We start from the raw sequence: 21,545 nt of genomic DNA, 5'->3' as shown, positions 1-21,545 counted from the left end.
ACGGGTGCCTCTCAGGGCGCCCGTTCTGGGCGGGCCCACCGCGGTGGCGGACCCCGGTGCGGGACAGGGTGCCCGGGACCCCGCAAAGGATCCCGGGCACCCGGTCACGCTGTGGTTCGCTCCGCTCGCCCCGGGCCCGGAGGTCCGGGGCAAGCGGGAGACCGGGTCAGTCGCGCGGCTTCTCGCGCATCTCCCAGGTCTCGATGATGTCACCCTCGTGGATGTCGTTGAAGGAGCCGAGCCCGATACCGCACTCGTAGCCCTCGCGCACCTCGGTGGCGTCGTCCTTGAAGCGGCGCAGCGAGTCGATGGTGAGGTTGTCCTGTACCACGTTCCCGTCGCGCACCAGACGAGCCTTGCCGTTGCGGCGCACGACGCCCTTGGTGATGTACGCACCGGCGATGTTGCCCCACTTGGAGGAGCGGAACACCTCGCGGATCTCGGCGGTGCCGAGCTCCACCTCCTCGTACTCCGGCTTGAGCATGCCCTTCAGCGCGCTCTCGACCTCGTCGATCGCGTTGTAGATGACCGAGTAGAACTTCATCTCCACGCCCTCGCGCTCGGCGAGGTCCGTGACACGCTCGGCAGGACGGACGTTGAAGCCGATGATCACGGCGTTGTCCACCGTGGCCAGGTTGACGTCGTTCTGCGTGATGGCGCCCACGCCGCGGTGGATCACGCGCAGCTGGACCTCGTCCCCCACGTCGATCTTGAGCAGCGAGTCCTCGAGCGCCTCCACGGCACCGGACACGTCGCCCTTGATGATGAGGTTGAGGGTGTCGATCTTGCCCTCGGCCACGGCCTCGTCGAAGGACTCCAGCGTGACGCGCTTGCGGCGCTTCGCCAGCTGGGCGTTACGATCCGCGGCCTCACGCTTCTCGGCGATCTGGCGCGCGGTGCGCTCCTCCTGCGTGGACAGGAACGTGTCACCGGCGCGCGGCACGGTGGACAGACCCAGCACCTGCACGGGACGCGACGGCAGTGCCGCGTCCACGGTGTTGCCCATCTCGTCGAACATCGCACGGACGCGGCCGTAGGCCGCACCGGCCACGATCGAGTCGCCGACCTTCAGCGTGCCGGACTGCACCAGGACGGTGCAGACCGCGCCGCGGCCCTTGTCCAGGTTGGCCTCGATGGCCACGCCGCGGGCGTTCTTGTCCGGGTTGGCCTGCAGCTCCAGGGCACCGTCCGCGGTGAGCACGATCGCGTCCAGGAGCTCCTCGATGTTGAGGTTCTCGCGGGCGGAGACGTCCACGAACATGGTGTCGCCGCCGTACTCCTCGGGCACGAGACCGTACTCGGTGAGCTGGCCGCGGATCTTGTCCGGGTTGGCGTCCGGCTTGTCCACCTTGTTGACCGCGACGACGATCGGCACGTTGGCCGCCTGGGCGTGGTTCAGCGCCTCGACGGTCTGCGGCATGACGCCGTCGTCCGCGGCCACCACCAGCACGGCGATGTCCGTGACCTGGGCACCACGGGCACGCATGGCGGTGAACGCCTCGTGACCCGGGGTGTCGATGAAGGTAATGAGCCGTTCCTGGCCCTCGAGCTCCATGGAGATCTGGTAGGCACCGATGTGCTGGGTGATGCCGCCGGCCTCACCCTCGATCACCTTGGTGTTCCGGATGGCGTCCAGCAGACGGGTCTTGCCGTGGTCCACGTGGCCCATGACCGTGACGACCGGCGGGCGCGGCGCGAGGACGTCCTCGCCCTCCGCCTCGAGCTCGGCGTCGAGGTCGATGTCGAAGGACTCGAGCAGCTCGCGCTCCTCGTCCTCCGGCGAGACCACCTGGATCTGGTAGCCGAGCTCGGCCCCCAGCAGCTGGAACGTCTCCTCGTCGAGGGACTGCGTCTGCGTGGCCATCTCACCCAGGTGGATGAGCACCGTCACGAGCGACGCCGGGTTGGCGTTGATCTTCTCCGCGAAGTCCATCAGGGACGCGCCGCGGCGCAGGCGCACCACGGTGCTGCCGTCGCCGTGGGGAACCGACACACCGCCGACGGTGGGTGCCGACATCTGCTCGAGCTCCTGGCGCTTCGCCCGCTTCGACTTGCGGTGCTTGCCGCGGGCTCCGCCGCGGCCGAACGCACCCTGCGTGCCGCCGCGGCCACCGCGGCCGCGGAAACCACCGCCGCCGCCGGGTCCACCGCCGGGCCCGCCACCACCGCGGCGAGGGCCGGAACCGGGAGCCGGGCGGCTGCCGATGGGCGCCACGCCCGTGGTGTGGCCGGGCATCATGTTCGGCGAGGGGCGCGGGCCACCGGGGCGAGGACCGCCCTGACCCTGGCCCTGACGCGGGGCACCCGTGCGGGGAGCGCCCGGACGGGGTCCGCCCTGACCGGCCTGCGCGGGGCGGGGACCGCCCGGACGCGGGCCGCCGGGGCGGGGGCCGCCCTGGCCGACGTTGCTCGTGCGCATGCCCTGCTGGGGCGCGAACGGGTTGTTGCCGGGGCGCGGGGCCCCGGGCTTGGAGGAGCGCTGCTGGCCGGGACGGGGCGCCCCGCCGCGCGGCGCACCCTCACCTCTGCGGCCCATGCCCTGCTGCGAGGCGTACGGGTTGTTGCCCGGACGCGGTGCGGAGGACTGGCCCGGCTTGGCGCCACCGGGCTTGGGTGCACTGCTGCGCGGCGCAGGGGTCTCCGAGGACTCGGCGGGAGCAGCACCCTGGGCGGGCTTCGCGGCCTCCGAGGACGCCGGGGCTGCCGCGGAGGTCTCAGCGGCGGGCTGCTCGGTCTTCGGGGCGGGCTTGGCCGCACCGGAGGCCGGCTTGGCCGAAGTCCGGCCACCGGGCTTGGGGCCCGACTTTTCGGCGGGCTTCTTGGCACTCTGCGCGGGCGCGCCCTGAGAGGCGTTGCCACGGGCCGCGGGCTTGGACTGGTTGGCGGTGTCCCCACCAGCGGGGAACGCCGAACGCAGCTTCTTGGCGACGGGCGGCTCTACCGTGGAGGAGGCACCGCGAACGAATTCGCCGAGTTCTTGAAGTTTGGAAATTGCTTCCTTGGACGTGATTCCGAGCTCTTTCGCGAGCTCGTGGACACGGGGCTTGGCCACTGTTCTCCTGTCTCGGTCCGCACCGACACAGGCACGAACCACTTATCTTCCGTTGACGTAGCCACCGGAAGCGGGCGCGGGGCGCGCGCTGCCTGCGTGGCTGCGGGGTGAGTACGTGGAGGTACTCATCGGCCGGCACTCATCGGTTTTCCATGGTCTTCTGACTCGCTTTCCTTGTGTTCGTCCTCCCGCACAGGCGGCAGAACGCGGAGTTGCTCGGCGAGGCCGTCCGTCGCCACGGGCCGTCGGAACGAGCGGTGGAACGCTCTTCTCCGGATGGCCTGCTCGACGCACTCCCGGGTGGCATGCACCCAGGCACCTCGCCCTCCCAGACGACGGTGGTGGTCCACGACGACCCGGGGGCCGTGCGGGGTGTCCTCCACCGTCACGCGGACGAGTTGACCAGGTGAGGACACGTTCCGGCATCCCACACAGGTGCGAAGGCTCGCAGTGCTCATCCTCGCTCCTCGTGCGCCATCCACCGATCCCCCGGCACGCGGACGCGCGGAATCACGCGAGATGGGTGACCTGATCAGAGGACAGTCTAGCGCGCCGCCCGCGATTCGCCCGAATCAGCGCGCCGGGAAGGCTCACCGGGCCTTGGACTCCGCGACGATGTCGATCTTCCACCCGGTCAGCCGCGCGGCCAGGCGGGCGTTCTGCCCCTCCTTGCCGATGGCCAGCGAGAGCTGGCTGTCCGGGACCACGGCCCGGGAGGACCGGGTGGCCTCGTCCAAGATCTCCACGCGGGTCACGCGCGAGGGCGAGAGCGCGTTGGCGATGAACGTGGCGGGGTCCTCGGAGTAGTCGATGATGTCGATCTTCTCCTCCCCCAGCTCGTTCATCACGGCGCGCACGCGGGATCCCATGTCCCCGATGCACGCGCCCTTGGCGTTCGCACCGGGACGGGTGGCGACCACGGCCATCTTGGTGCGGTGCCCGGCCTCGCGGGCCAGGGTGACGATCTCCACGGAGCCGTCCGCGATCTCCGGGACCTCCATCTCGAAGAGCCGGCGCACGAGGTCCGGGTGGGAGCGGGAGAGCGTGATGGAGGGGCCCTTGAAGCCGCGCTTGGCCTCGACCACGAAGGCGCGGATCCGGTCACCGTGCTTGTAGCGCTCCCCCGGCACCTGCTCGTGGGGCGGCAGCAGGGCCTCCACGGTGCCCAGGTTGACCTGCACCATCTTCGGGTTGTTGCCCTGCTGGATCTGCCCGGAGACGAGCTCGCCCTCGCGGCCCTTGAAGTGGCCCAGGACGTTGTCGTCCTCGACGTCCCGCAGCTTCTGCAGGATCACCTGGCGCGCTGTGGCCGCGGCGATGCGTCCGAAGCCGGCCGGGGTGTCGTCGAACTCACCGATGCGGTGGTCCTCCTCGTCGAGCTCCGGGGCCCAGATGGTCACGTGGCCCGAGCGGCGCTCGACCTCCGCGCGCGCACCGTTGATCGCGCCCGGCGAGCGCATGTAGGCGAGCAGCAGCGCCTGCTCGATGGTGGGGATCAGGACGTCCACCGGGATGTCGCGTTCGCGCTCCAGCAGCCGCAGTGTGCTCATGTCGATGTCCATGTGTCCCGCCTTCCCTCGCGCCGCGCGGGGTTCCGCCCGGATGGGGCCGGGAACCAAACAGCGCGCCGCACGGTGGGTGCGGTGCGCTGCTGCGTGGTGTTCGTCGTCTTCTCTCCGGTAATCGTACATCCACCGGGCAGGGCTCAGACCTCGACCTCCACCCGGGCCGCGCGCACGGTCTCGTAGGGCACGGTCTCGGGGTCCAGCAGTTTCACGGGCATCCCCTTCTTGGGCTGGTGCGAGCGCTGCAGCACCGCATGGTCCTCGTGCGCCTCGAGCAGCCGGGCGGTGTAGCGCTCCCCCTCGAGCGGGCGGATCCGCACGAGCCGCCCCACGTTGCGGCGCCAGTGCCGGGGCGTCTCCAGCGGGCGGGTGGCGCCGGGCGTGGAGACCTCCAGCTCGTACGGGGGCCCGGGAACGGGGTCCTCCCGGTCCAGGGCGTCGGAGATCTCACGGGCCACCGCGGCCACGCCGTCCAGGTCCAGGGCGTCGGTCCCGTCCGGGAGGTCCACGAGCACCCGCAGCGTGCGCGTGCCGCCGGCTCCGGTGAGCTCGCACTCCTCGAGGAAGAGACCGGCGGCCTCGACCACCGGGGCCACGGTGGCGCGGATGGTGGCGTCGTCCTGCGATGTCATGCGGTACGTCTCCTGATCGTTGTGCGGTCGTTCGTGGTGGGCGGGCACCGTCTGCCCGTCGGTGCCCCCCCTATCATGGAGCAGACCCGTCCCCCGGAGGAATTCGTGAGTTGTCGCCCGTCCGCCGCCCGGCCCCGCGCATGGCGCGCGCTGGCCGCCTGCCTCGCCGCGCTCCTGCTGGTCGTGGTGGCCGTGGGCCTCTGGGCCCGCTGGCGCCCCCTCTCGGACGACGACGCCGCCCGCCTCCGTGCGCTGTCCGTCGCCCGGGCGGTCCGCACCGACCTCCACCCGGACGCATCGGTGCTGCCCGGGACCGCCCTGGACCGTCAGGTGGACGCGCTCGGCCCCGCGGCCACGCCGTCACAGGTCCGAAGGCTCGGGGACCGAGGAAATGCCGCCCCCGCGGTGTCGTCCCTGGATGACGCCGCTGACCAGCTCAGGCGGGAGGCCGGCACCGTGCAGGACGGCGACCTCGCCTCGACGATGGCCTCCGTGGCAGCCTCCTGGTGGGCCGCGAGCGTCACCGCGTCCGGCAGCACCTCCTCCCACTCGGCCGCTCAGGACCCTGCCTCATCGGGGAACGGCTCTCCCGGTTCGTCAGGGTCGTCAGGGTCGTCAGATGATTCTGCGGTGGCCGGGGACTCGGACTCCACCGGGGCTTCGTCCGCGCGGGGCACGGACAAGACGAGCACCGCGGCGTCGCCGGAGGCACCAGCCTCCCCCACGCCCTTACGCACGTCAGAGTGTGAGACCACCGAGCTCGCGGCCGTCACCGCGCTGGACCGGGCCGCGTTCACCGCGGAAGCGGCACAGGCCCGGCTCTCGCCCGGCGCGGCCGCGGACGCCGTGGCCGCCGCCTCGGCGCACGGCCGGGACCTGCTGCGGGAGGACGCCGTCGCGCCGCTGCTGTCGTGCGATCCCCCTCCCGTGGCCGCCCGGCACGAACTGCCCTCCGGCTTCCACGGCGACCCCGCCGCGGCCGCGGGCGAAGCCCAACACGAGGCGACGGAGGCAGTCGTCCGAGCCGTGGCGGCGTCGTCCCCCGAGGAACGGGACTGGTGGTGGGATGCCCTCCGCAGCACCTCCCGCGACGCGCAGCGGCTCGACCCCGAGCAACCCGTCGCCGCCCTGCCCGGACGGGACTGACCTCGGGCGGCAACGCCCCTTCGCCGCCCCAACCGTCCCGTCCTGCGTGCCCGGTGGTGCCGCGGCGGAGGGTCAGCGGCCCGTCAGCACGTCCCAGCCGAGTTTGAGGATCAGCACCGAGACGACCACGAAGAACACCACGCGCACGAACGAGTTGCCGCGCGCCACGGCCGTCCGCGCTCCCACGTAGCCGCCGGCCATGTTGCTCAGCCCCAGCACGAGCCCCAGCCCCCACAGGATCGAGCCGTGGGCGCCGAAGACCACCAGCGCCCCGAGGTTGGTGGCGAAGTTCGCGATCTTGGCCTTGCCGCTGGCCTCGAGGAAGCTGTAGCCCAGCAGCGAGACCAGACCGATGATCAGGAACGATCCCGTGCCGGGACCCATGACGCCGTCGTAGAAGCCGATCACGGCCGCCAGCAGCACGGCCAGCGCGTAGTGCCTTGCACCAGTGTGGCGCAGTTCGGTCACCCGCCCCATGGCGGGCTTCGCCACCGTGAAGGCCAGCACGGCGACGAGCGCGACCACGATGATCGGCTTGAACACCCCCGCCGGCAGCAGCGCGGCCACCGCCGCACCGGCGCCGGCGGCCACGAACGCGGTGAGCGCCATGGGCAGCACCGTGCGCGGGTCCGGAGGGATACGGCGGGCGAACGTCACCGCCGAGGTCGCGGTGCCGAAGACCGAGCCCATTTTGTTCGTCGCGAGCGCCTGCACCGGGGTGAGTCCCGGGATCATCAGGGTCACAGGCAGCTGCAGCAGCCCGCCGCCACCCACGACGGCGTCGATGAACCCCGCCGCCAGGCCGGTGAGGACGAGCAGCGTCACCAGCCCCGGGGTCGCGGTGTCGAACCCGGAGCCGGTGAGGAAGGACAGATCCACGAGGGAGAAAGACCCCGGTGGGTCAGCGGGAGCCGGTCGCGGTGCCGCGGACCTCGGCCGTGAGCTCCTCGACGACGGCGTCGCGCGCGATGTCCCGGCTCGTGCCGCTCGCGCGGTCCTTGAGCTCGAGCATCCCGTCCTGCAGACCGCGGCCCACCACGAGCACCGTGGGCACGCCCAGCAGCTCGGCGTCCCGGAACTTCACGCCCGGGGAGACCTTGGGGCGGTCGTCGAAGATCACGGTGATCCCGGCGGACTCTAGCTCCGCGACGATCTCCTCGGCGGCCTCGAGCACCTCCGCGCCCTTGCCCGTGGCGACCACGTGGACGTCCGCGGGGCTGAGGTTGCGCGGCCACAGCAGGCCCTTGTCGTCGTGGTAGTACTCCGCGATGGCGGCGAGCGCACGGGTCACGCCGATGCCGTAGGAGCCCATGGTCACGGTGACGAGCTTGCCGTTGCTGTCGAGGACCTTCAGGCCCAGGGAGTCGGCGTACTTGCGGCCGAGCTGGAACACGTGGCCCATCTCGATGCCGCGCGCGATCTCCAGCGGGCCCGAGCCGTCCGGGGCCGCGTCGCCCGCGCGCACGGCGCAGGCCTCCAGGGTGCCGTCCCACGTGAAGTCGCGCCCGGCCACGAGGCCGTAGACGTGGCTCTCCGCGAGGTTCGCGCCCGTGATCCAGGCGCTGCCCGGCACCACGCGGGGGTCCACGAAGAACGGGATGCCGGTGGTGGACTTCTCGCCCAGGAGGGGCTCGTCCGTGCTCAGGCCGGGACCGATGTAGCCCTTGACGAGCTGGGGCACGGCCCGCAGTTCCTCCTCGCTGGCCGCGGCGACCTCGGGCTCGCCCGCGATGCCGAGGGCCGCACCGATCCCCGCCTCCACGCGCTTCAGGTCGATCTCGCGGTCCCCGGGAACGCCCACGGCCACGAGCTGTTTGCCGCCCTCCGGCAGCGTCACGGAGAGCACGACGTTTTTGAGGGTGTCCGCGGCGGTCCAGGGCTCGCCCTCGCGCGGGTGCAACTCGTTGGAGCGCTCCACGAGCGTGTCGATCGTCGGGCTCGAGGGGGTGCGGTGCACCTGGGCGGCCGGGGCGTCCGAGGCATCGATCGCTTCCGGGGCCACCGTGGTCACGGCCTCGACGTTCGCCGCGAAGCCACCGGCGGAGCGCACGAACGTGTCCTCCCCGACCTCCGAGGGGTGCATGAACTCCTCGGAGCGCGAGCCGCCCATGGCCCCGGAGGTCGCGGACACGGCGACCACGGGCAGGCCCAGGCGCTCGAAGATCCGCACGTACGCCGCGCGGTGCTTGGCGTAGGACTCGTCCAGCCCGGCGTCGTCGACGTCGAAGGAGTAGGAGTCCTTCATGATGAACTCGCGCCCGCGCAGCAGCCCGGCCCGGGGGCGGGCCTCGTCCCGGTACTTGGTCTGGATCTGGTAGAGGGAGACGGGCAGGTCCTTGTAGGACGAGTACATGTCCTTGACCAGCAGCGTGAACATCTCCTCGTGCGTGGGTGCCAGGAGATAGTCCGCGCCCTTGCGGTCCTGCAGCCGGAAGAGGTTCTCGCCGTACTCGGTCCACCGGTTGGTGGTCTCGTAGGGCTCGCGCGGCAGCAGCGCCGGGAAGTGCACCTCCTGCGCGCCGATCGCGTCCATCTCCTCGCGCACGATGCCCTCGACCCGGCGCAGCACCGAGAGGCCGAGCGGCAGCCAGGTGTAGATGCCCGGCGCCGCACGGCGGATGTAGCCGGCGCGCACGAGCAGCTTGTGGCTGTCCACGTCCGCGTCCACGGGGTCTTCGCGCAGGGTGCGCAGGAAAAGGGAGCTCAGGCGAAGCGCCACGAAAAGGTCCTAACCGCCCGGGGAACGGGCCGATCTGGGCAATGGGTGTCTCCCGCGAGTGTATCGCTGCGGGACGGGCACCCGGGGCTCACATCAGGACCGTGGCGAATTCCCCGTCCTCCCGGAAGCCCACGTGGCGGTAGGTCGCGAGAGCTGCGGCATTGAACGAGTTCACGTAGAGGCTCACCACCGGGGTGCGCCGGCGGGCCAGGGCCACGGTGGCCGCCATGCACGGCACGGCCAGGCCTCGACCGCGGTAGCGGGGGTCCACCCACACACCCTGGATCTGGCACACCTCGCCGTGCTGGGAACCGATGTCCGCCTTGAAAACGACCTCCCCCGCGCGGTTGCACAGCACCGCCGTGCGCTCCTCGCGCAGCAGCGAGCGGACGCGCTGCCGGTAGCCCTCGGCGCCGCTGGTCATTGGCGAGTAGCCCACCTCCTCGGTGAACATGGCCACCGCCGCGGGCAGGACGCGGTCGAACTCCTCCGGGAGTCCCCAGCGCACGCCCGACGCCGGGCCGTCCAGCACCTCGGGCGAGGGCTCCTCCCGCATCACGAGCAGGGGCTGGTGCGCCCGGACCGCGAAGGGTGCGGGCCACGTGGGACGCACCCGGTCCCACAGCCCCAGCACGGGTGCTGCGGGGCCGAAGAACGAGGCGAACCGCGGGCCGCCGCGCAGCAGCACGTCCGCCATCAGCCGCGTGCCGGTCTCGTCCAGGACCACGGGCACCACGTTGGTTCCCACCCAGCAGGCCCCTGCGAGGCGGCCTCGCTCGTCCGCGACGCCGAAGACCGGGGGCGTTCTACCGCCCCCGGAGCGCATGCGGTCCACGTGGCCCGCCACGAACACCGAGGACACGGCGTGCTCGTCGAGGAGCTCCGAGAGCTCCTCCCGTCCCACCGCAGCGGGGGCCAGCACCCTCGGGCCGCGACGGCGGGTCACCCGGCGGTCACGACCGGGGCGCCCTCGACGACGTCGCCGTTCTCGTCCACACCCATCTCCTCGGCCATCTCGTTGGCCTGGGCGAGCAGGGTCTCCACGATCTGGTCCTCCGGCACGGTCTTGATGACCTCGCCCCGAACGAAGATCTGACCCTTGCCGTTGCCCGAGGCCACGCCGAGGTCCGCCTCGCGCGCCTCCCCGGGCCCGTTGACGACGCAGCCCATGACGGCCACGCGCAGCGGCACCGTGAGGTGCGCGAGCCCCTCGTTGACCTCCTCCGCGAGCTTGTAGACGTCCACCTGGGCGCGCCCGCAGGACGGGCAGGAGACGATCTCGAGCTTGCGCGGCCGCAGCCCGAGGGACTGCAGGATCTGGTTGCCCACCTTGACCTCCTCCACGGGAGGTGCGGAGAGGGAGACGCGGATCGTGTCGCCGATGCCCTGCGAGAGCAGGATGCCGAACGCGGTGGCGGACTTCACCGTGCCCTGCAGCGCGGGACCGGCCTCCGTGACGCCCAGGTGCAGGGGCCAGTCCCCGCGCTCGGCGAGCAGCTGGTAGGCCTTGACCATGGTCACGGGGTCGTTGTGCTTGACCGAGATCTTGAAGTCGTGGAAGTCGTGCTGCTCGAACAGCGAGGCCTCCCACACGGCGGACTCCATGAGCGCCTCCGGGGTGGCCTTGCCGTACTTCTGCAGCAGCCGCTTGTCCAGGGAGCCCGCGTTCACACCGATGCGGATGGACACGCCCGCCGCCTCCGCCGCACGGGAGATGCCCTCGATCTGGTCGTCGAACTTGCGGATGTTGCCCGGGTTCACGCGCACGCCCGCGCACCCGGCGTCGATGGCCGCGTACACGTACTTGGGCTGGAAGTGGATGTCCGCGATCACGGGGATCGGGGACTTCATGGCGATGATCGGCAGGGCGTCGGCGTCGTCCTGGGACGGGCACGCCACGCGAACGATGTCGCAGCCGGCGGCGTTGAGCTCCGCGATCTGCTGCAGGGTCGCGTTGATGTTCGTGGTGGGAGTGGTGGTCATCGACTGGACGCTGATGGGGCTCTCCGAGCCCACGCCCACCGATCCCACACGGATCTGACGCGTGGCGCGCCGGGGTGAGAGCACCGGCTGGGGTGCTGCCGGCATGCCGAGGTTGACCGAGGTCACGAATTTCCTCCAGGGAATTTGGCGTACGGGGCCCGTGACGCGCGCCCCGCGGAAAACACTTCCCCCATTGTGCCCCACTCCTCCGACGCGCGGCAGCCGGGAGTGACCCGGCGGACAGCGCGACGCCCCCGGCCGCGCGGAGGCGGGCGGGGGCGTCGTCGTCGTGGGGAACCGGCAGATCAGCGGCGCATGATCCTGCGCGCCAGCCAGTTGCCGAAGAACTGCACGAGCTGGACCAGGATGATGATCACGATCACCGCGGCCCACGTGACCTGGTCGTTGAAGCGCTGGTAGCCCAGGCGCAGGGCGAAGTCGCCCAGCCCGCCGGCCCCGATCGCGCCGGCCATCGCGGACATGTCCGTGATGCCGATGACGAGGAACGTGTAGCCCAGGACCAGCGGTCCCATGGCCTCGGGGATGATCACGGTGGTGATGATCTTCCACCGTGACACGCCCATGGACCGGGCGGCCTCGATCACGCCGGGGTCCACGGTCATGAGGTTCTGCTCCACGATGCGCGCCACGGCGAACGTGGCGCCGATGGTCATGGCGAAGATCGCGGCGTTGGGCCCCAGCCGGGAGCCCACCACCTCCTCCGTGACCTTGCCCAGGGCGGCGAGCAGGATGATGAACGGGATCGGTCGGACGAAGTTCACCAGGAGGTTCAGCACGGTGAAGACCACGCTGTTCTCCATGATGCTGCCCCGGCGGGTCACGTAGAGCCCCATGCCCACGGCCAGGCCGATCAGCCCGGCCAGGACCAGGGTCACGGCGACCATGTAGAGCGTCTGACCCGTTGCGCTCAGCAGCTGCGGTGCCAGTGCGGACCACTCCATTACTGCTCCACCTCCTGCACCTTGGTGATGACACTGAGGGCCTCGACGGTCCGCTCCACCGCGGGCGCGGGGCCCGTGAGCGAGAGCGTGAGCGTCCCGAAGGACTGCGACTGGAGGATCGAGATCCCCCCGAACGCGATGTTGAAGCGCACGTCCTCGCGGGCGGCGTCCGAGAGCACCTCGCCGATCCGGTTCTCGTCCCGCACGTCCACCATGACCAGTCGGCCCGGGTGCTCACGGCGCAGCTTCTCGATCTCGGCGTGGTTCGGCACGGTGTGCATCACCGAGCCCACGAACTTGCGCGTGGTCTCCGCCCTGGGGTGTGCGAAGACCTCCGCCGTGGTCCCGACCTCCACCACGCGGCCGCTGTCCATCACGGCCACGCGGTCCGCGATCGCGCGCACCACGTCCATCTCGTGGGTGATCAGCACGATGGTGATCCCGAGCTCCCGGTTCACGCGCCGGAGCAGGCCCAGGACCTCCTGGGTGGTCTCGGGGTCCAGCGCGGAGGTGGACTCGTCCGCGAGCAGCAGCTCCGGGTTGGACGCCAGTGCACGGGCGATGCCCACGCGCTGCTTCTGCCCCCCGGAGAGCTGCTCGGGGTAGTTCCCGGCCCGCTCGGTGAGCCCCACGAACTCGAGGAGCTCCTTCACGCGGGCCTTGCGGTCCTCCGCCTTCCACCCCGCGCGGCGCAGCGGGTACTCGATGTTCCCGGCCACGGTGCGCGACGTGAAGAGGTTGAACTGCTGGAAGATCATGCCGATGTTGTGGCGCACGGACGCGAGCTGCGACTCGGTGCGCCCGCTGACCTGCTGACCGGCGACCTCGAGCGTCCCGGAGGACGTGGTCTCGAGGCCGTTGATCAGCCGCACCAGGGTGGACTTGCCCGCCCCCGAGTACCCGATCACGGCGAAGATCTCACCGCGCCGGATCTCCAGGGAGACCGCGTCCACCGCGGTGACCTCCCGGGCCCTGCGCTTGGGCCCGACGCTGAAGACCTTGCTGACGTCGCGGAAACTGACCAGGGTGTCCCCGGTCGCTGCGTGCTGGCTCACTTCTGGTCCTTGAGGTCCTTCGCGTACCGGTCGAGGAGATCCTTCAGCTCCTGCTGGTCCACCTTGGTGGGGACCGCGGTGCCCTTGGTCTCCTTCTTCTCGGCCTCCAGGACCTTGTCGTCGTAGTAGAAGCTCGCGACTTTCTTCAGCGTCTCGTTGTCCGCGTTGGCGGAGGTGGCGGCGAAGAGGTTGTCGTAGACCTTGGCGCTGTCGGCGGTGGGGTCGTCCTGCGCCAGGGCGTCCTTGGGCTCGAGCTTCGCACGGTCCAGGAAGTCGTTGTTGACCACGGAGCCGGCCACCGAGTCCATGGACAGCACGGTCTGCTCGGCGGAGACCGGGCGCACCTTGACCTTGGACTTGGCGGTGTCGATGTCCTGCTCGGTGGGGGCGATCGTGTCCTTGGTGAAGCTCACCAGGTTCTGCTGCTTGAGCAGGTTCAGGGAGCGCGAGAGGTTGATCGAGTCGTTGGGCACGGCGATCTCGTCACCCTGCTTGAAGTCCGCGACGGACGTGGTGGACTTGGAGTACAGGCCCAGCGGGAAGATGGACGTGGAACCCACGGGGGTGATGTCGTCCCCGGAGTTGTTGTTGTAGTCCGCGAGGTACGCGATGTGCTGGAACCAGTTCATGTCGATGTCGCCGCTCTTCAGGGCGGGGTTCGGCTGGCTGTAGTCGCTGAAGTCCACGAACTCGACCGTGACGTCGTTCTTGGCGGCCACCTCCTTGAAGGCGTCCTGCACGGGGGTGGCGCCCACGATGCCGATGGTGATCTTGCCGTCCGCGGCCGGGTCCGAGTTGTCGGAACCGCCACCGCACGCCGTCAGGGTCAGGCCCAGGGTGGTGGCCAGGACGAGGGGGATCAGACGCTTGGTTCGCATGGTCGTGCCTTTCCAGGGTCGGGAGTGGTTGCGCCGCGCAAACAGGTCCCACACTGGACGGAGGGTGCAGATCAGGCATGTGCCATTTCAGAGAAAAACCGCACTTGCCGTAATCGCATCGAATCGCGGCCGGATGGTCATCTGGGGCACCCCGCTACGGGAGAGGGTTGCCGTCCGGCCAGCCAGAGCTACGCGCCGGAACTCGTCATCCACCGGAAACTTTAGCATGGCGGATGTGACGAACCGTGACCGGGCCGGCGGGTCAGAGGCCCTTCGCGATGTGCTCGTCCGCCACACGACGGGCCCACCGCTCGGCCGACAGGACGTCCTCCAGGGAAGGCTCCGCCATGACGTCGTGCTCCCCCAGCACCCGCTCCACGAGGTCCACGATCCCCGTGAAACCCAGCTGCGAGCGGTGGAACGCGAGCACGGCCTGCTCGTTGGCGGCATTGAACACCGCAGGTGCCGTGCCGCCCGCGCGGCCCGCGCTCTTCATGAGCTCCACCGCGGGGAAGGCGTGCGCATCGAGCGGCTCGAAGGTCCACTGCGCCGCCCGGGTCCAGTCGCACGCCGCCGCGGCGCCCGTGACCCGGTGCGGCCAGCCGAGCCCCAGGGCAATGGGCAGCCGCATGTCCGGCAGGGAGACCTGCGCCAGGGTGGAGCCGTCCACGAACTGCACCATGGAGTGCACCACGGACTGGGGATGGACGGTGACGTCGATGCGCTCCAGGGGGACGTCGAAGAGCAGGCTCGCCTCAAGCACCTCCAGCGCCTTGTTGACCATGGTGGCGGAGTTGGTGGTCACCATCAGCCCCATGTCCCACGTGGGGTGGCGCAGCGCCTGTTCCGGGGTCACACGGGAGAGCTGCGCACGGTCCATGCCGCGGAAGGGCCCCCCGGAGGCGGTGAGCACGAGCCGGCCCACCTCACCGGCGGTCCCCGAGCGCAGGGCCTGCGCGATCGCGGAGTGCTCGGAGTCCACCGGGATCAGGGCGTCCGTGAGGCCGGTGGCCGCGGCGGCGCGCTTGACGAGCGGCCCGCCCGCGATCAGCGACTCCTTGTTGGCCAGCGCCACGCGGCGTCCGGCACCCAGGGCCGCGAGCGTGGGGGCCAGACCGATGCTGCCCGTGATGCCGTTGAGCACGAGGTCCGTGCCCTCCCACGCCGCGATCCGCGCGGCGGCATCCGGACCGTGCAGCACCTCGGGCACCGACGACGACGCGCGCGCGGCGCCGTCGGTCACGGCACCCTCGATCCCGGCACGCTCGATAACGGCGCCCTCGGCCGAGGCCGCCTCGAGCGCGGCGGCCTTGAGCGCGTGGCGCAGGTGGGCGGCGTCGTCCGGGGTCCCGCTCGTGCCCACGACCCGCACCCCGAAGGCCACGGCCTGCCGGGCCAGCAGCTCGAGGTTGCCGGCACCGGCGGCGAGCCCGACCACCTCGAACGGGGGATGGCCCACGCCCCCGCCCGGACGGCGCAGCGCCGCGGCCGAGCCGACGACGTCGAGCGCCTGCGTGCCGATGGAGCCGGTGGATCCCAGCACCACGATGCGGCGGGGTGCCTCACGGGTGGCGGTGTCGAGGTCGGGGGTCATCACGGCGTCAGTCATGCCCCCAGTATCGCGCGTGAACTCGTCCCCCGCGCACACGGTCGCGCGAGAACACGCCCCGGACATGCAGCAAGGGCGCCACCCGGAGGTGACGCCCTTGCGGTCGAGGCTGTGGTGCCCCGCAGTGCGATCAGCGGCGGCGGTTGACCACGGCGCCGTAGATCAGCAGCACGATGATCGCGCCGATGACCGACGTGATGATGGTGCTGATGCTGATGCTGTTGATGCCGTTGCTCAGACCCGGGATGAAGGACCCAAGCCAGCCACCGAGGAACGCGCCCACGATGCCCAGCACGATGGTGACGATGATGCCGCCACCCTGCTTGCCCGGAAGGATCAGCTTGGCGAGCGCGCCGGCGATCAGACCGAGGATGATCCAGCTAAAAATGCCCATTGCTACACCTCAAGTTGTGTTGGTCACGTGCGGTTGCCCGCAAGTTGCCATAGTCAGCGAACTGCCTTTCATCCTGCAGGTGACACGTCAGCTGTGACGGGTGCGGCACAGTGGCGTGCAACACTGTTTCGCCCCGGGGAGCCGGGGGCTCAGTGGTCCACGGGCTTCTCGGCGCCGACCCCGGTGAGCGAGCGCACCTCCATCTCCGACTGCTTCACCGGGTCCTCCCTGCGGCGCTCCGTGATCGACCCCAGGAAGCCGAGCAGGAAGGAGGCCGGGATGGAGATGATGCCCGGGTTCGACAGCGGGTAGACGGCGAAGTCCGCGTCCGGGATCATGGACGTCTCCGAGCCGGACATCACCGGCGAGAAGACGATCAGGACCACGGAGATGATCAGCCCGCCGTACATGGACCACACCGCACCGCGCGTGGTGAAACGCTTCCAGTACAGGGAATACAGGATGGTGGGCAGGTTGGCCGAGGCCGCCACCGCGAACGCGAGGGCCACGAGGAACGCCACGTTCTGGCCCTGGGCGCCGATGCCGCCGGCGATCGAGATCACTCCGATGATCACCACGGTGGTCTTCGCCACGCGCAGCTCCTGGCGCGGGTCCGAGTCCCCCTTCTTGATCACGGACGTGTAGATGTCGTGGGCGAAGGACGCCGACGCCGTGATGGCGAGTCCCGCGACCACGGCCAGGATGGTCGCGAAGGCCACGGCCGCGATGAGCCCCATGAGCACGGAGCCGCCCAGTTCGTACGCGAGCAGCGGTGCCGCGGAGTTGACCCCGCCCGGAGCGTGCTTGATCCGGTCCGAGCCGATCAGCGCGGCGGCACCGAAGCCCAGCACGAGCGTGAACAGGTAGAACAGGCCGATCAGGGTGATCGCCCAGACCACGGACTTGCGGGCCTCCTTGGCCGTGGGAACCGTGTAGAAGCGCATCAGCACGTGCGGCAGGCCCGCGGCACCGAGCACGAGGGCCAGGCCCAGCGAGATGAAGTCCAGCTTGGAGATCTCGCTCACCCCGTACTTCAGACCCGGCTCGAGCATCGCGGGGTTGTGGTTGGTCTCCACGGCAGCACCGAGGATCGAGGAGAAGTTGAAGCCGAACATCGCGAGGATCCACACGGTCATCACGGCCACGCCCGTCACGAGCAGGCACGCCTTGATGATCTGCACCCACGTGGTGCCCTTCATGCCGCCCACGAGCACGTAGACGATCATGATGACGCCCACGACCACGATCACGAGCGACTGCCCGGCCTTGGAGCCGATCCCCAGCAGCAGGGACACCAGCGCACCCGCACCGGCCATCTGGGCCAGCAGGTAGAAGAACGTCACCGCGAGCGTGGAGATGGACGCCGCCACGCGCACCGGGCGCTGGCGCAGCCGGAAGGACAGGACGTCCGCCATGGTGAACTTGCCCGTGTTGCGCAGCGGCTCGGCGATCAGCAGCAGAGCGACGAGCCACGCCACGAAGAACCCGATCGAGTAGAGGAATCCGTCGTAGCCCTGCAGCGCGATCGCGCCCACGATCCCCAGGAACGACGCCGCGGAGAGGTAGTCCCCCGCGATGGCCAGTCCGTTCTGGGTTCCGGAGAACGAGCGACCGCCCGCGTAGTAGTCCGCCGCCGTGGCGGTGGACTTGGACGCGCGGATCACCACGACGAGCGTGACGAGCACGAACGAGAGGAAGATCGAGATGTTGATGGCCGGGTTTCCCACCGTGGAGGTGGGGGTGTCCGCCATGGGGACGAACGGCAACGACGCTGCGGGGACGGGGATCATGGCCGGGCCTCCTGGGTGGTCTCAGCCCTCAGGGCCTGGGCTTCGAGGTCTTCGCGCAGCGCGGTGGCCTGCGGATCGAGCTTGCGGTTGGCGAAGCGCACGTACGCGGCGGTGATGCCGAACGTGGTCACGAACTGCAGCAGCCCCAGCACGAGACCAAGGTTGATGTTGCCCGCCACGCGCACGGACATGACGCCCGGCGCGTAGATGGCGAGCACCACGTAGAGCAGGTACCAGACCAGGAACGCCACCGCGAGCGGGAAGACGAAGGACCGGTGGGTGGAGCGCAGCCGTTGGAACTCGCTCGAACGCTGCGCTGCGGGGAAGTCGATGCCCTGGGTCGCGACGGAACCGTTGGGGTCGACAGGGGGCGTGGACGCCATGTGTGCCTCCTTGTGTGATGAGGACCACAGTAGGGCTTGTGTATCCAACATCACAGCGCGGAGCGGAGTTCAGCCGAAAAAGCCGCGAGATGACGAGGGTTGCTTAGGCCACCACACTAAATTCTTCGGTTTGTGTATACAGAACCGCCGGGGAAGGCCGCCGAAGGGCGCTCAGGCCCCGGCGCGCAGCGCCAGGACGAACTCCACGGCACGGTCCAGGAAGGCGTCCACCTGCTGCTCCTCGTAGCAGTTGTGACCCTGCGCGTGGCGGAACACCGCGGCACGCAGCAGCTGCGGGTCCACCTCGGAGTCGTTGCGCAGCTGCTCCATGAACCGGTCGCACAGGACGTCCACGTCCGCCACGGAGTAGCCGGTGGTGCGGTGCTTGGCGGGGCGCCGAAAACGCTGCGTGCGGGGTCGGTTGAGCCGGCCCAGCAGCAGCCCGCCCAGGAACTCCACGTGCTCCTCCCAGCGGAGCGCACCGTGCTCGGCCACGAAGGCCCGCTGCTCCACGGCGAAGAGCTCGTCCTCCACCCGGTCCAGCCCGGCGTCCACTGCGGCCGGTGCATATCCCCCGCGCACACGGTCGAAGACGCGCTCACGCACCTGCCGGCTGCCCACCGGCGTGGTCCGTTCCTGCGAGGTGTCGTCCGCGGAGCCGCTCACGGCAGCCCCTCCCCCGGCGTGCAGCGCCCGCACGCGGTCCAGGAAGTCGTCCACCTGCACGGGGTCGTAGCCCCACTCGTGCGCGGCCACCCGCTCGAAGCGGTCCTGCGTTTCCATGAGAGCCCTTTCCATGCGCCCGGACGAGCACCGCGGGAGCCGGCGGCGAGGACCGGCCGCGGCCGCGTCAGCCCAGGACGCTGAACAGTTCGAAGATGACGTAGCCGGTGATCACGGCGAAGAGGATCGAGTCGATCCGGTCCATGACGCCACCGTGCCCGGGCAGCAGCGTGCCCATGTCCTTGATGCCGATCTCCCGCTTGACCATGGACTCGGAGAAGTCCCCGAGGGTCGAGACCGCCACGATTGCCACCGCGAGCACCGCGCCCTGCCACCAGGGAATCCCGAGTAGCAGCACGGCGCACAGCACCCCCACGACCACGGCCCCGGAGACGGAGCCGGCAAAGCCCTCCCATGACTTCTTGGGCGAGATCCGCGGAGCCATGGGGTGCTTGCCCCACACGACACCCACGGCGTAGCCGAACGTGTCGGAGCTGATGGCCAGCAGGATCACCGTGAGCACCTTCTGGGGCCCGTCCGCCGTGTGGTAGAGCAGCACCGCGGTGCTGAGCAGGAACGACGCCCACACGAGGGCGAAGATCGAGCCCATCATCGACAGCATCATGCCGGGACGAGGGCCGAACGTGCGCCAGACCACCACGAGCGTCACCGAAAGCACCAGGGCCATGGACAGCCACTCCGCACCCCCGAAGAAGGCGGCAAGCGGCATGGCCACCGCGGCCAGCACCGCGGGGACCTTGGGGATCAGGATCCCCCTGTGGGTCAGCGAGCGGGCGATCTCCCACACGCCGATCCCCGCCGCCGCACCCGCCATCAGGGCGAGGACGAGCGGCACGAAGAACAGCCCCGTGACCAGAGCGGCAATGAGCACGACCGCCACGGCAATGGCCGCCGGCAGGTTGCGACCCGCACGGGACGGGGCCTTGTGCTCGGTGCTGCGCTGGAACGGGCGCGTGAGCACCTGTCGCAGCAGCCCCGTGGAGACGAGGGGTTCGTGACCGGCGGCCCCGGAGCCCGGTCCGCCCTGCACGGAGGGCGAGGGACCGGTGTCCGGGGCGTCCGGCGGGGTCTGCGGGGAGTCAGCTGAGGCCATCAGGCACCGAGGAGTTCGGCTTCCTTGTTCTTGAGGAGCTCGTCGACCTGGTCGATGTGCTTCTTGGTCACGGCGTCGAGGTCCTTCTCGCCGCGCTTGCCGTCGTCCTCGCCGACCTCGCCGTCCTTGACGAGCTTCTCGATGGCCTCCTTGGCGTGGCGGCGGATGTTGCGGATCGACACGCGCCCCTCCTCCGCCTTGGTGGAGACGATCTTCACGTACTCCTTGCGGCGCTCCTCGGTCAGCTCAGGCATGACCACGCGGATCACGTTGCCGTCGTTGGCCGGGTTCGCGCCGATGTCCGAGTCCCGCAGGGCCTTCTCGATGTCGTTGAGGGCCGAGCGGTCGTAGGGCGTGATCAGCAGGGTGCGAGCCTCAGGGGTCTGGAAGGACGCGAGCTGCTGCAGCGGGGTAGGCGTGCCGTAGTACGACACGAGCAGGCTCGAGAACAGCGCCGGGTTGGCGCGGCCGGTGCGCACGCTGGAGAAGTCGGTCTTGGCCGCGTCCACCGCCTTACCCATCTTGGTGGTGGCATCCGAGAGGACATCTGAAATCACGGGTGATTCTCCTTATGCGATGGCCGGCGCGCGGGACCGCGACCGGTGGCGTCGGTTCGTTGACTCCACTCTAACGGGCCGGACCACGCGGCGTGCGCGGACCCGGACCGTCCAGGATCACGGGGTGACCAGCGTGCCGATCTCCTCGCCCAGCACGGCGCGGGTCACGTTGCCGGCGCCCTCCATGCCGAACACGCGCATGGTCACGCTGTTGTCGCGGCACAGCGCGAACGCGGTCTGGTCCATCACGCGGATGTCGCGGGACAGCGCCTCGTCGTACGTCAGGCTGGCGAGCCGCTCGGCCTGCGGGTCCTTGCGGGGATCCGCGGTGTACACGCCGTCCACCCCGTTCTTGGCCATCAGCACCTCGGTGGCGTGCACCTCCAGGGCCCGCTGCGCGGCCACGGTGTCGGTGGAGAAGTAGGGCAGCCCCGCCCCGGCACCGAAGATCACCACGCGGTCCTTCTCCATGTGCCGGATGGCGCGGCGCGGGATGTAGGTCTCCGCGACCTGCTCCATCTTGATGGCCGACTGCACCCGGGTGTCCACGTCGCACTGCTCCAGGAAGTCCTGCAGCGCCAGGCAGTTCATCACGGTGCCCAGCATGCCCATGTAGTCCGCGCGGGAACGGTCCATGCCGGCCTGGGAGAGCTCCGCCCCGCGGAAGAAGTTGCCGCCGCCCACCACGATGGAGGTCTCCACACGACCCACGGTCGCGGCGATCTGCTCCGCGATCTCGCGCACCACCGTGGTGTCCACGCCCACGCTTCCACCACCGAACACCTCGCCGGAGAGCTTCAGCAGGACCCTGCGACGCGCGGGAGCCGTGCGGCCCGGGCGCAGCGTCTCGTCCTGGGGTTCCGAATCGTTGGTGGTGGGCATGGATCCTCCCGGAGCATGGTGGGGACTGGGTGAACTCCGCTCGTGGCGGACCGCATCCCAGCATACAGAAACGGCGGGGCACCCCCTTGTCGGAGGTGCCC

At 70.2% G+C, this 21,545-nt stretch carries 20 protein-coding genes and 1 riboswitch; of the genes, 1 reads left to right on the top strand and 19 read right to left on the bottom strand.

The annotated features are described in order from the left end of the window. Positions 1-166: 166 nt before the first annotated feature. The 4 genes from infB to rimP form a co-directional block, all read right to left on the bottom strand. Positions 167-3,052, bottom strand: a complete 2,886-nt coding sequence (gene infB, locus KVA01_RS08835) for a translation initiation factor IF-2 (protein WP_141269839.1) — start codon at positions 3,050-3,052, stop codon at positions 167-169. Between the two features lie 125 nt (positions 3,053-3,177). After that, positions 3,178-3,510 (bottom strand): YlxR family protein, encoded by a 333-nt coding sequence (locus KVA01_RS08830; RefSeq protein ID WP_082810457.1) that lies wholly within the window; start codon positions 3,508-3,510, stop codon positions 3,178-3,180. A 132-nt stretch (positions 3,511-3,642) separates the two neighbouring features. Continuing rightward, the gene (gene nusA / locus KVA01_RS08825; RefSeq protein ID WP_068470763.1) at positions 3,643-4,614 is read right to left on the bottom strand and encodes a transcription termination factor NusA; all 972 of its coding nucleotides are present in this window, start codon (positions 4,612-4,614) and stop codon (positions 3,643-3,645) included. Positions 4,615-4,757: 143 nt separating this feature from the next. After that, complete coding sequence (rimP, locus tag KVA01_RS08820; protein WP_068470760.1) at positions 4,758-5,249, bottom strand: ribosome maturation factor RimP; 492 nt, start codon at positions 5,247-5,249, stop codon at positions 4,758-4,760. Positions 5,250-5,354: 105 nt separating this feature from the next. Here rimP and KVA01_RS08815 point away from each other — a divergent pair, with 105 nt between their 5' ends. Next, entirely contained in the window at positions 5,355-6,395 is a 1,041-nt protein-coding gene (locus tag KVA01_RS08815) for a hypothetical protein (RefSeq protein WP_141269837.1), read from the top strand. 72 nt (positions 6,396-6,467) lie between these two features. Here KVA01_RS08815 and KVA01_RS08810 read toward each other — a convergent pair whose 3' ends face one another. The 15 genes from KVA01_RS08810 to pyrH form a co-directional block, all read right to left on the bottom strand. Further along, positions 6,468-7,274, bottom strand: a complete 807-nt coding sequence (locus tag KVA01_RS08810) for a sulfite exporter TauE/SafE family protein (protein ID WP_141269835.1) — start codon at positions 7,272-7,274, stop codon at positions 6,468-6,470. Positions 7,275-7,296: 22 nt separating this feature from the next. After that, positions 7,297-9,114, bottom strand: a complete 1,818-nt coding sequence (locus KVA01_RS08805; protein ID WP_141269833.1) for a proline--tRNA ligase — start codon at positions 9,112-9,114, stop codon at positions 7,297-7,299. A gap of 88 nt (positions 9,115-9,202) precedes the next feature. Then, a complete protein-coding gene (locus KVA01_RS08800; protein WP_068470752.1) occupies positions 9,203-10,060 on the bottom strand; it encodes a GNAT family N-acetyltransferase in 858 nt (285 codons plus the stop codon). Continuing rightward, positions 10,057-11,223, bottom strand: coding sequence for a flavodoxin-dependent (E)-4-hydroxy-3-methylbut-2-enyl-diphosphate synthase (gene ispG / locus KVA01_RS08795; RefSeq protein WP_068470750.1), 1,167 nt, complete (start codon positions 11,221-11,223; stop codon positions 10,057-10,059). The genes KVA01_RS08800 and ispG overlap by 4 nt, the downstream gene beginning before the upstream one ends. A 179-nt stretch (positions 11,224-11,402) precedes the next feature. Beyond that, positions 11,403-12,059, bottom strand: coding sequence for a methionine ABC transporter permease (locus KVA01_RS08790; protein WP_068470748.1), 657 nt, complete (start codon positions 12,057-12,059; stop codon positions 11,403-11,405). Further along, positions 12,059-13,114: a methionine ABC transporter ATP-binding protein gene (locus tag KVA01_RS08785; RefSeq protein ID WP_068470746.1), complete on the bottom strand. Its 1,056-nt coding sequence runs from the start codon at positions 13,112-13,114 to the stop codon at positions 12,059-12,061. Before KVA01_RS08785 ends, KVA01_RS08790 begins: the two co-directional genes overlap by 1 nt. Then, positions 13,111-13,992, bottom strand: a complete 882-nt coding sequence (locus KVA01_RS08780) for a MetQ/NlpA family ABC transporter substrate-binding protein (protein ID WP_068470744.1) — start codon at positions 13,990-13,992, stop codon at positions 13,111-13,113. Before KVA01_RS08780 ends, KVA01_RS08785 begins: the two co-directional genes overlap by 4 nt. 95 nt (positions 13,993-14,087) lie before the next feature. Further along, positions 14,088-14,202, bottom strand: a riboswitch (SAM riboswitch). 52 nt (positions 14,203-14,254) lie between these two features. After that, the gene (gene dxr, locus KVA01_RS08775; protein WP_141269832.1) at positions 14,255-15,601 is read right to left on the bottom strand and encodes a 1-deoxy-D-xylulose-5-phosphate reductoisomerase; all 1,347 of its coding nucleotides are present in this window, start codon (positions 15,599-15,601) and stop codon (positions 14,255-14,257) included. Positions 15,602-15,731: 130 nt separating this feature from the next. Beyond that, entirely contained in the window at positions 15,732-15,995 is a 264-nt protein-coding gene (locus KVA01_RS08770; protein WP_068470742.1) for a GlsB/YeaQ/YmgE family stress response membrane protein, read from the bottom strand. 149 nt (positions 15,996-16,144) lie between these two features. Further along, positions 16,145-17,785: a monocarboxylic acid transporter gene (locus KVA01_RS08765; RefSeq protein WP_068470740.1), complete on the bottom strand. Its 1,641-nt coding sequence runs from the start codon at positions 17,783-17,785 to the stop codon at positions 16,145-16,147. Continuing rightward, positions 17,782-18,168, bottom strand: coding sequence for a DUF485 domain-containing protein (locus tag KVA01_RS08760; protein ID WP_068470739.1), 387 nt, complete (start codon positions 18,166-18,168; stop codon positions 17,782-17,784). Before KVA01_RS08760 ends, KVA01_RS08765 begins: the two co-directional genes overlap by 4 nt. A gap of 171 nt (positions 18,169-18,339) precedes the next feature. Next, positions 18,340-18,951 (bottom strand): DivIVA domain-containing protein, encoded by a 612-nt coding sequence (locus tag KVA01_RS08755; protein WP_068470737.1) that lies wholly within the window; start codon positions 18,949-18,951, stop codon positions 18,340-18,342. A 67-nt stretch (positions 18,952-19,018) separates the two neighbouring features. Beyond that, positions 19,019-20,005 (bottom strand): phosphatidate cytidylyltransferase, encoded by a 987-nt coding sequence (locus KVA01_RS08750; RefSeq protein ID WP_141269830.1) that lies wholly within the window; start codon positions 20,003-20,005, stop codon positions 19,019-19,021. Further along, positions 20,005-20,562 carry a ribosome recycling factor gene (gene frr / locus KVA01_RS08745; protein ID WP_068470733.1) on the bottom strand — a complete coding sequence of 186 codons (558 nt, stop codon included), beginning with the start codon at positions 20,560-20,562 and terminating at the stop codon, positions 20,005-20,007. Before frr ends, KVA01_RS08750 begins: the two co-directional genes overlap by 1 nt. A 117-nt stretch (positions 20,563-20,679) precedes the next feature. After that, positions 20,680-21,444: a UMP kinase gene (pyrH, locus tag KVA01_RS08740; protein ID WP_218023604.1), complete on the bottom strand. Its 765-nt coding sequence runs from the start codon at positions 21,442-21,444 to the stop codon at positions 20,680-20,682. Positions 21,445-21,545: the final 101 nt, after the last annotated feature.

The organism is Kocuria varians, assembly GCF_006539885.1.
In the GTDB taxonomy this organism is placed as follows: domain Bacteria; phylum Actinomycetota; class Actinomycetes; order Actinomycetales; family Micrococcaceae; genus Kocuria; species Kocuria varians.
Note: the sequence above shows the minus strand (reverse complement) of the source record. Positions and strands in the feature narration are given on the sequence as shown.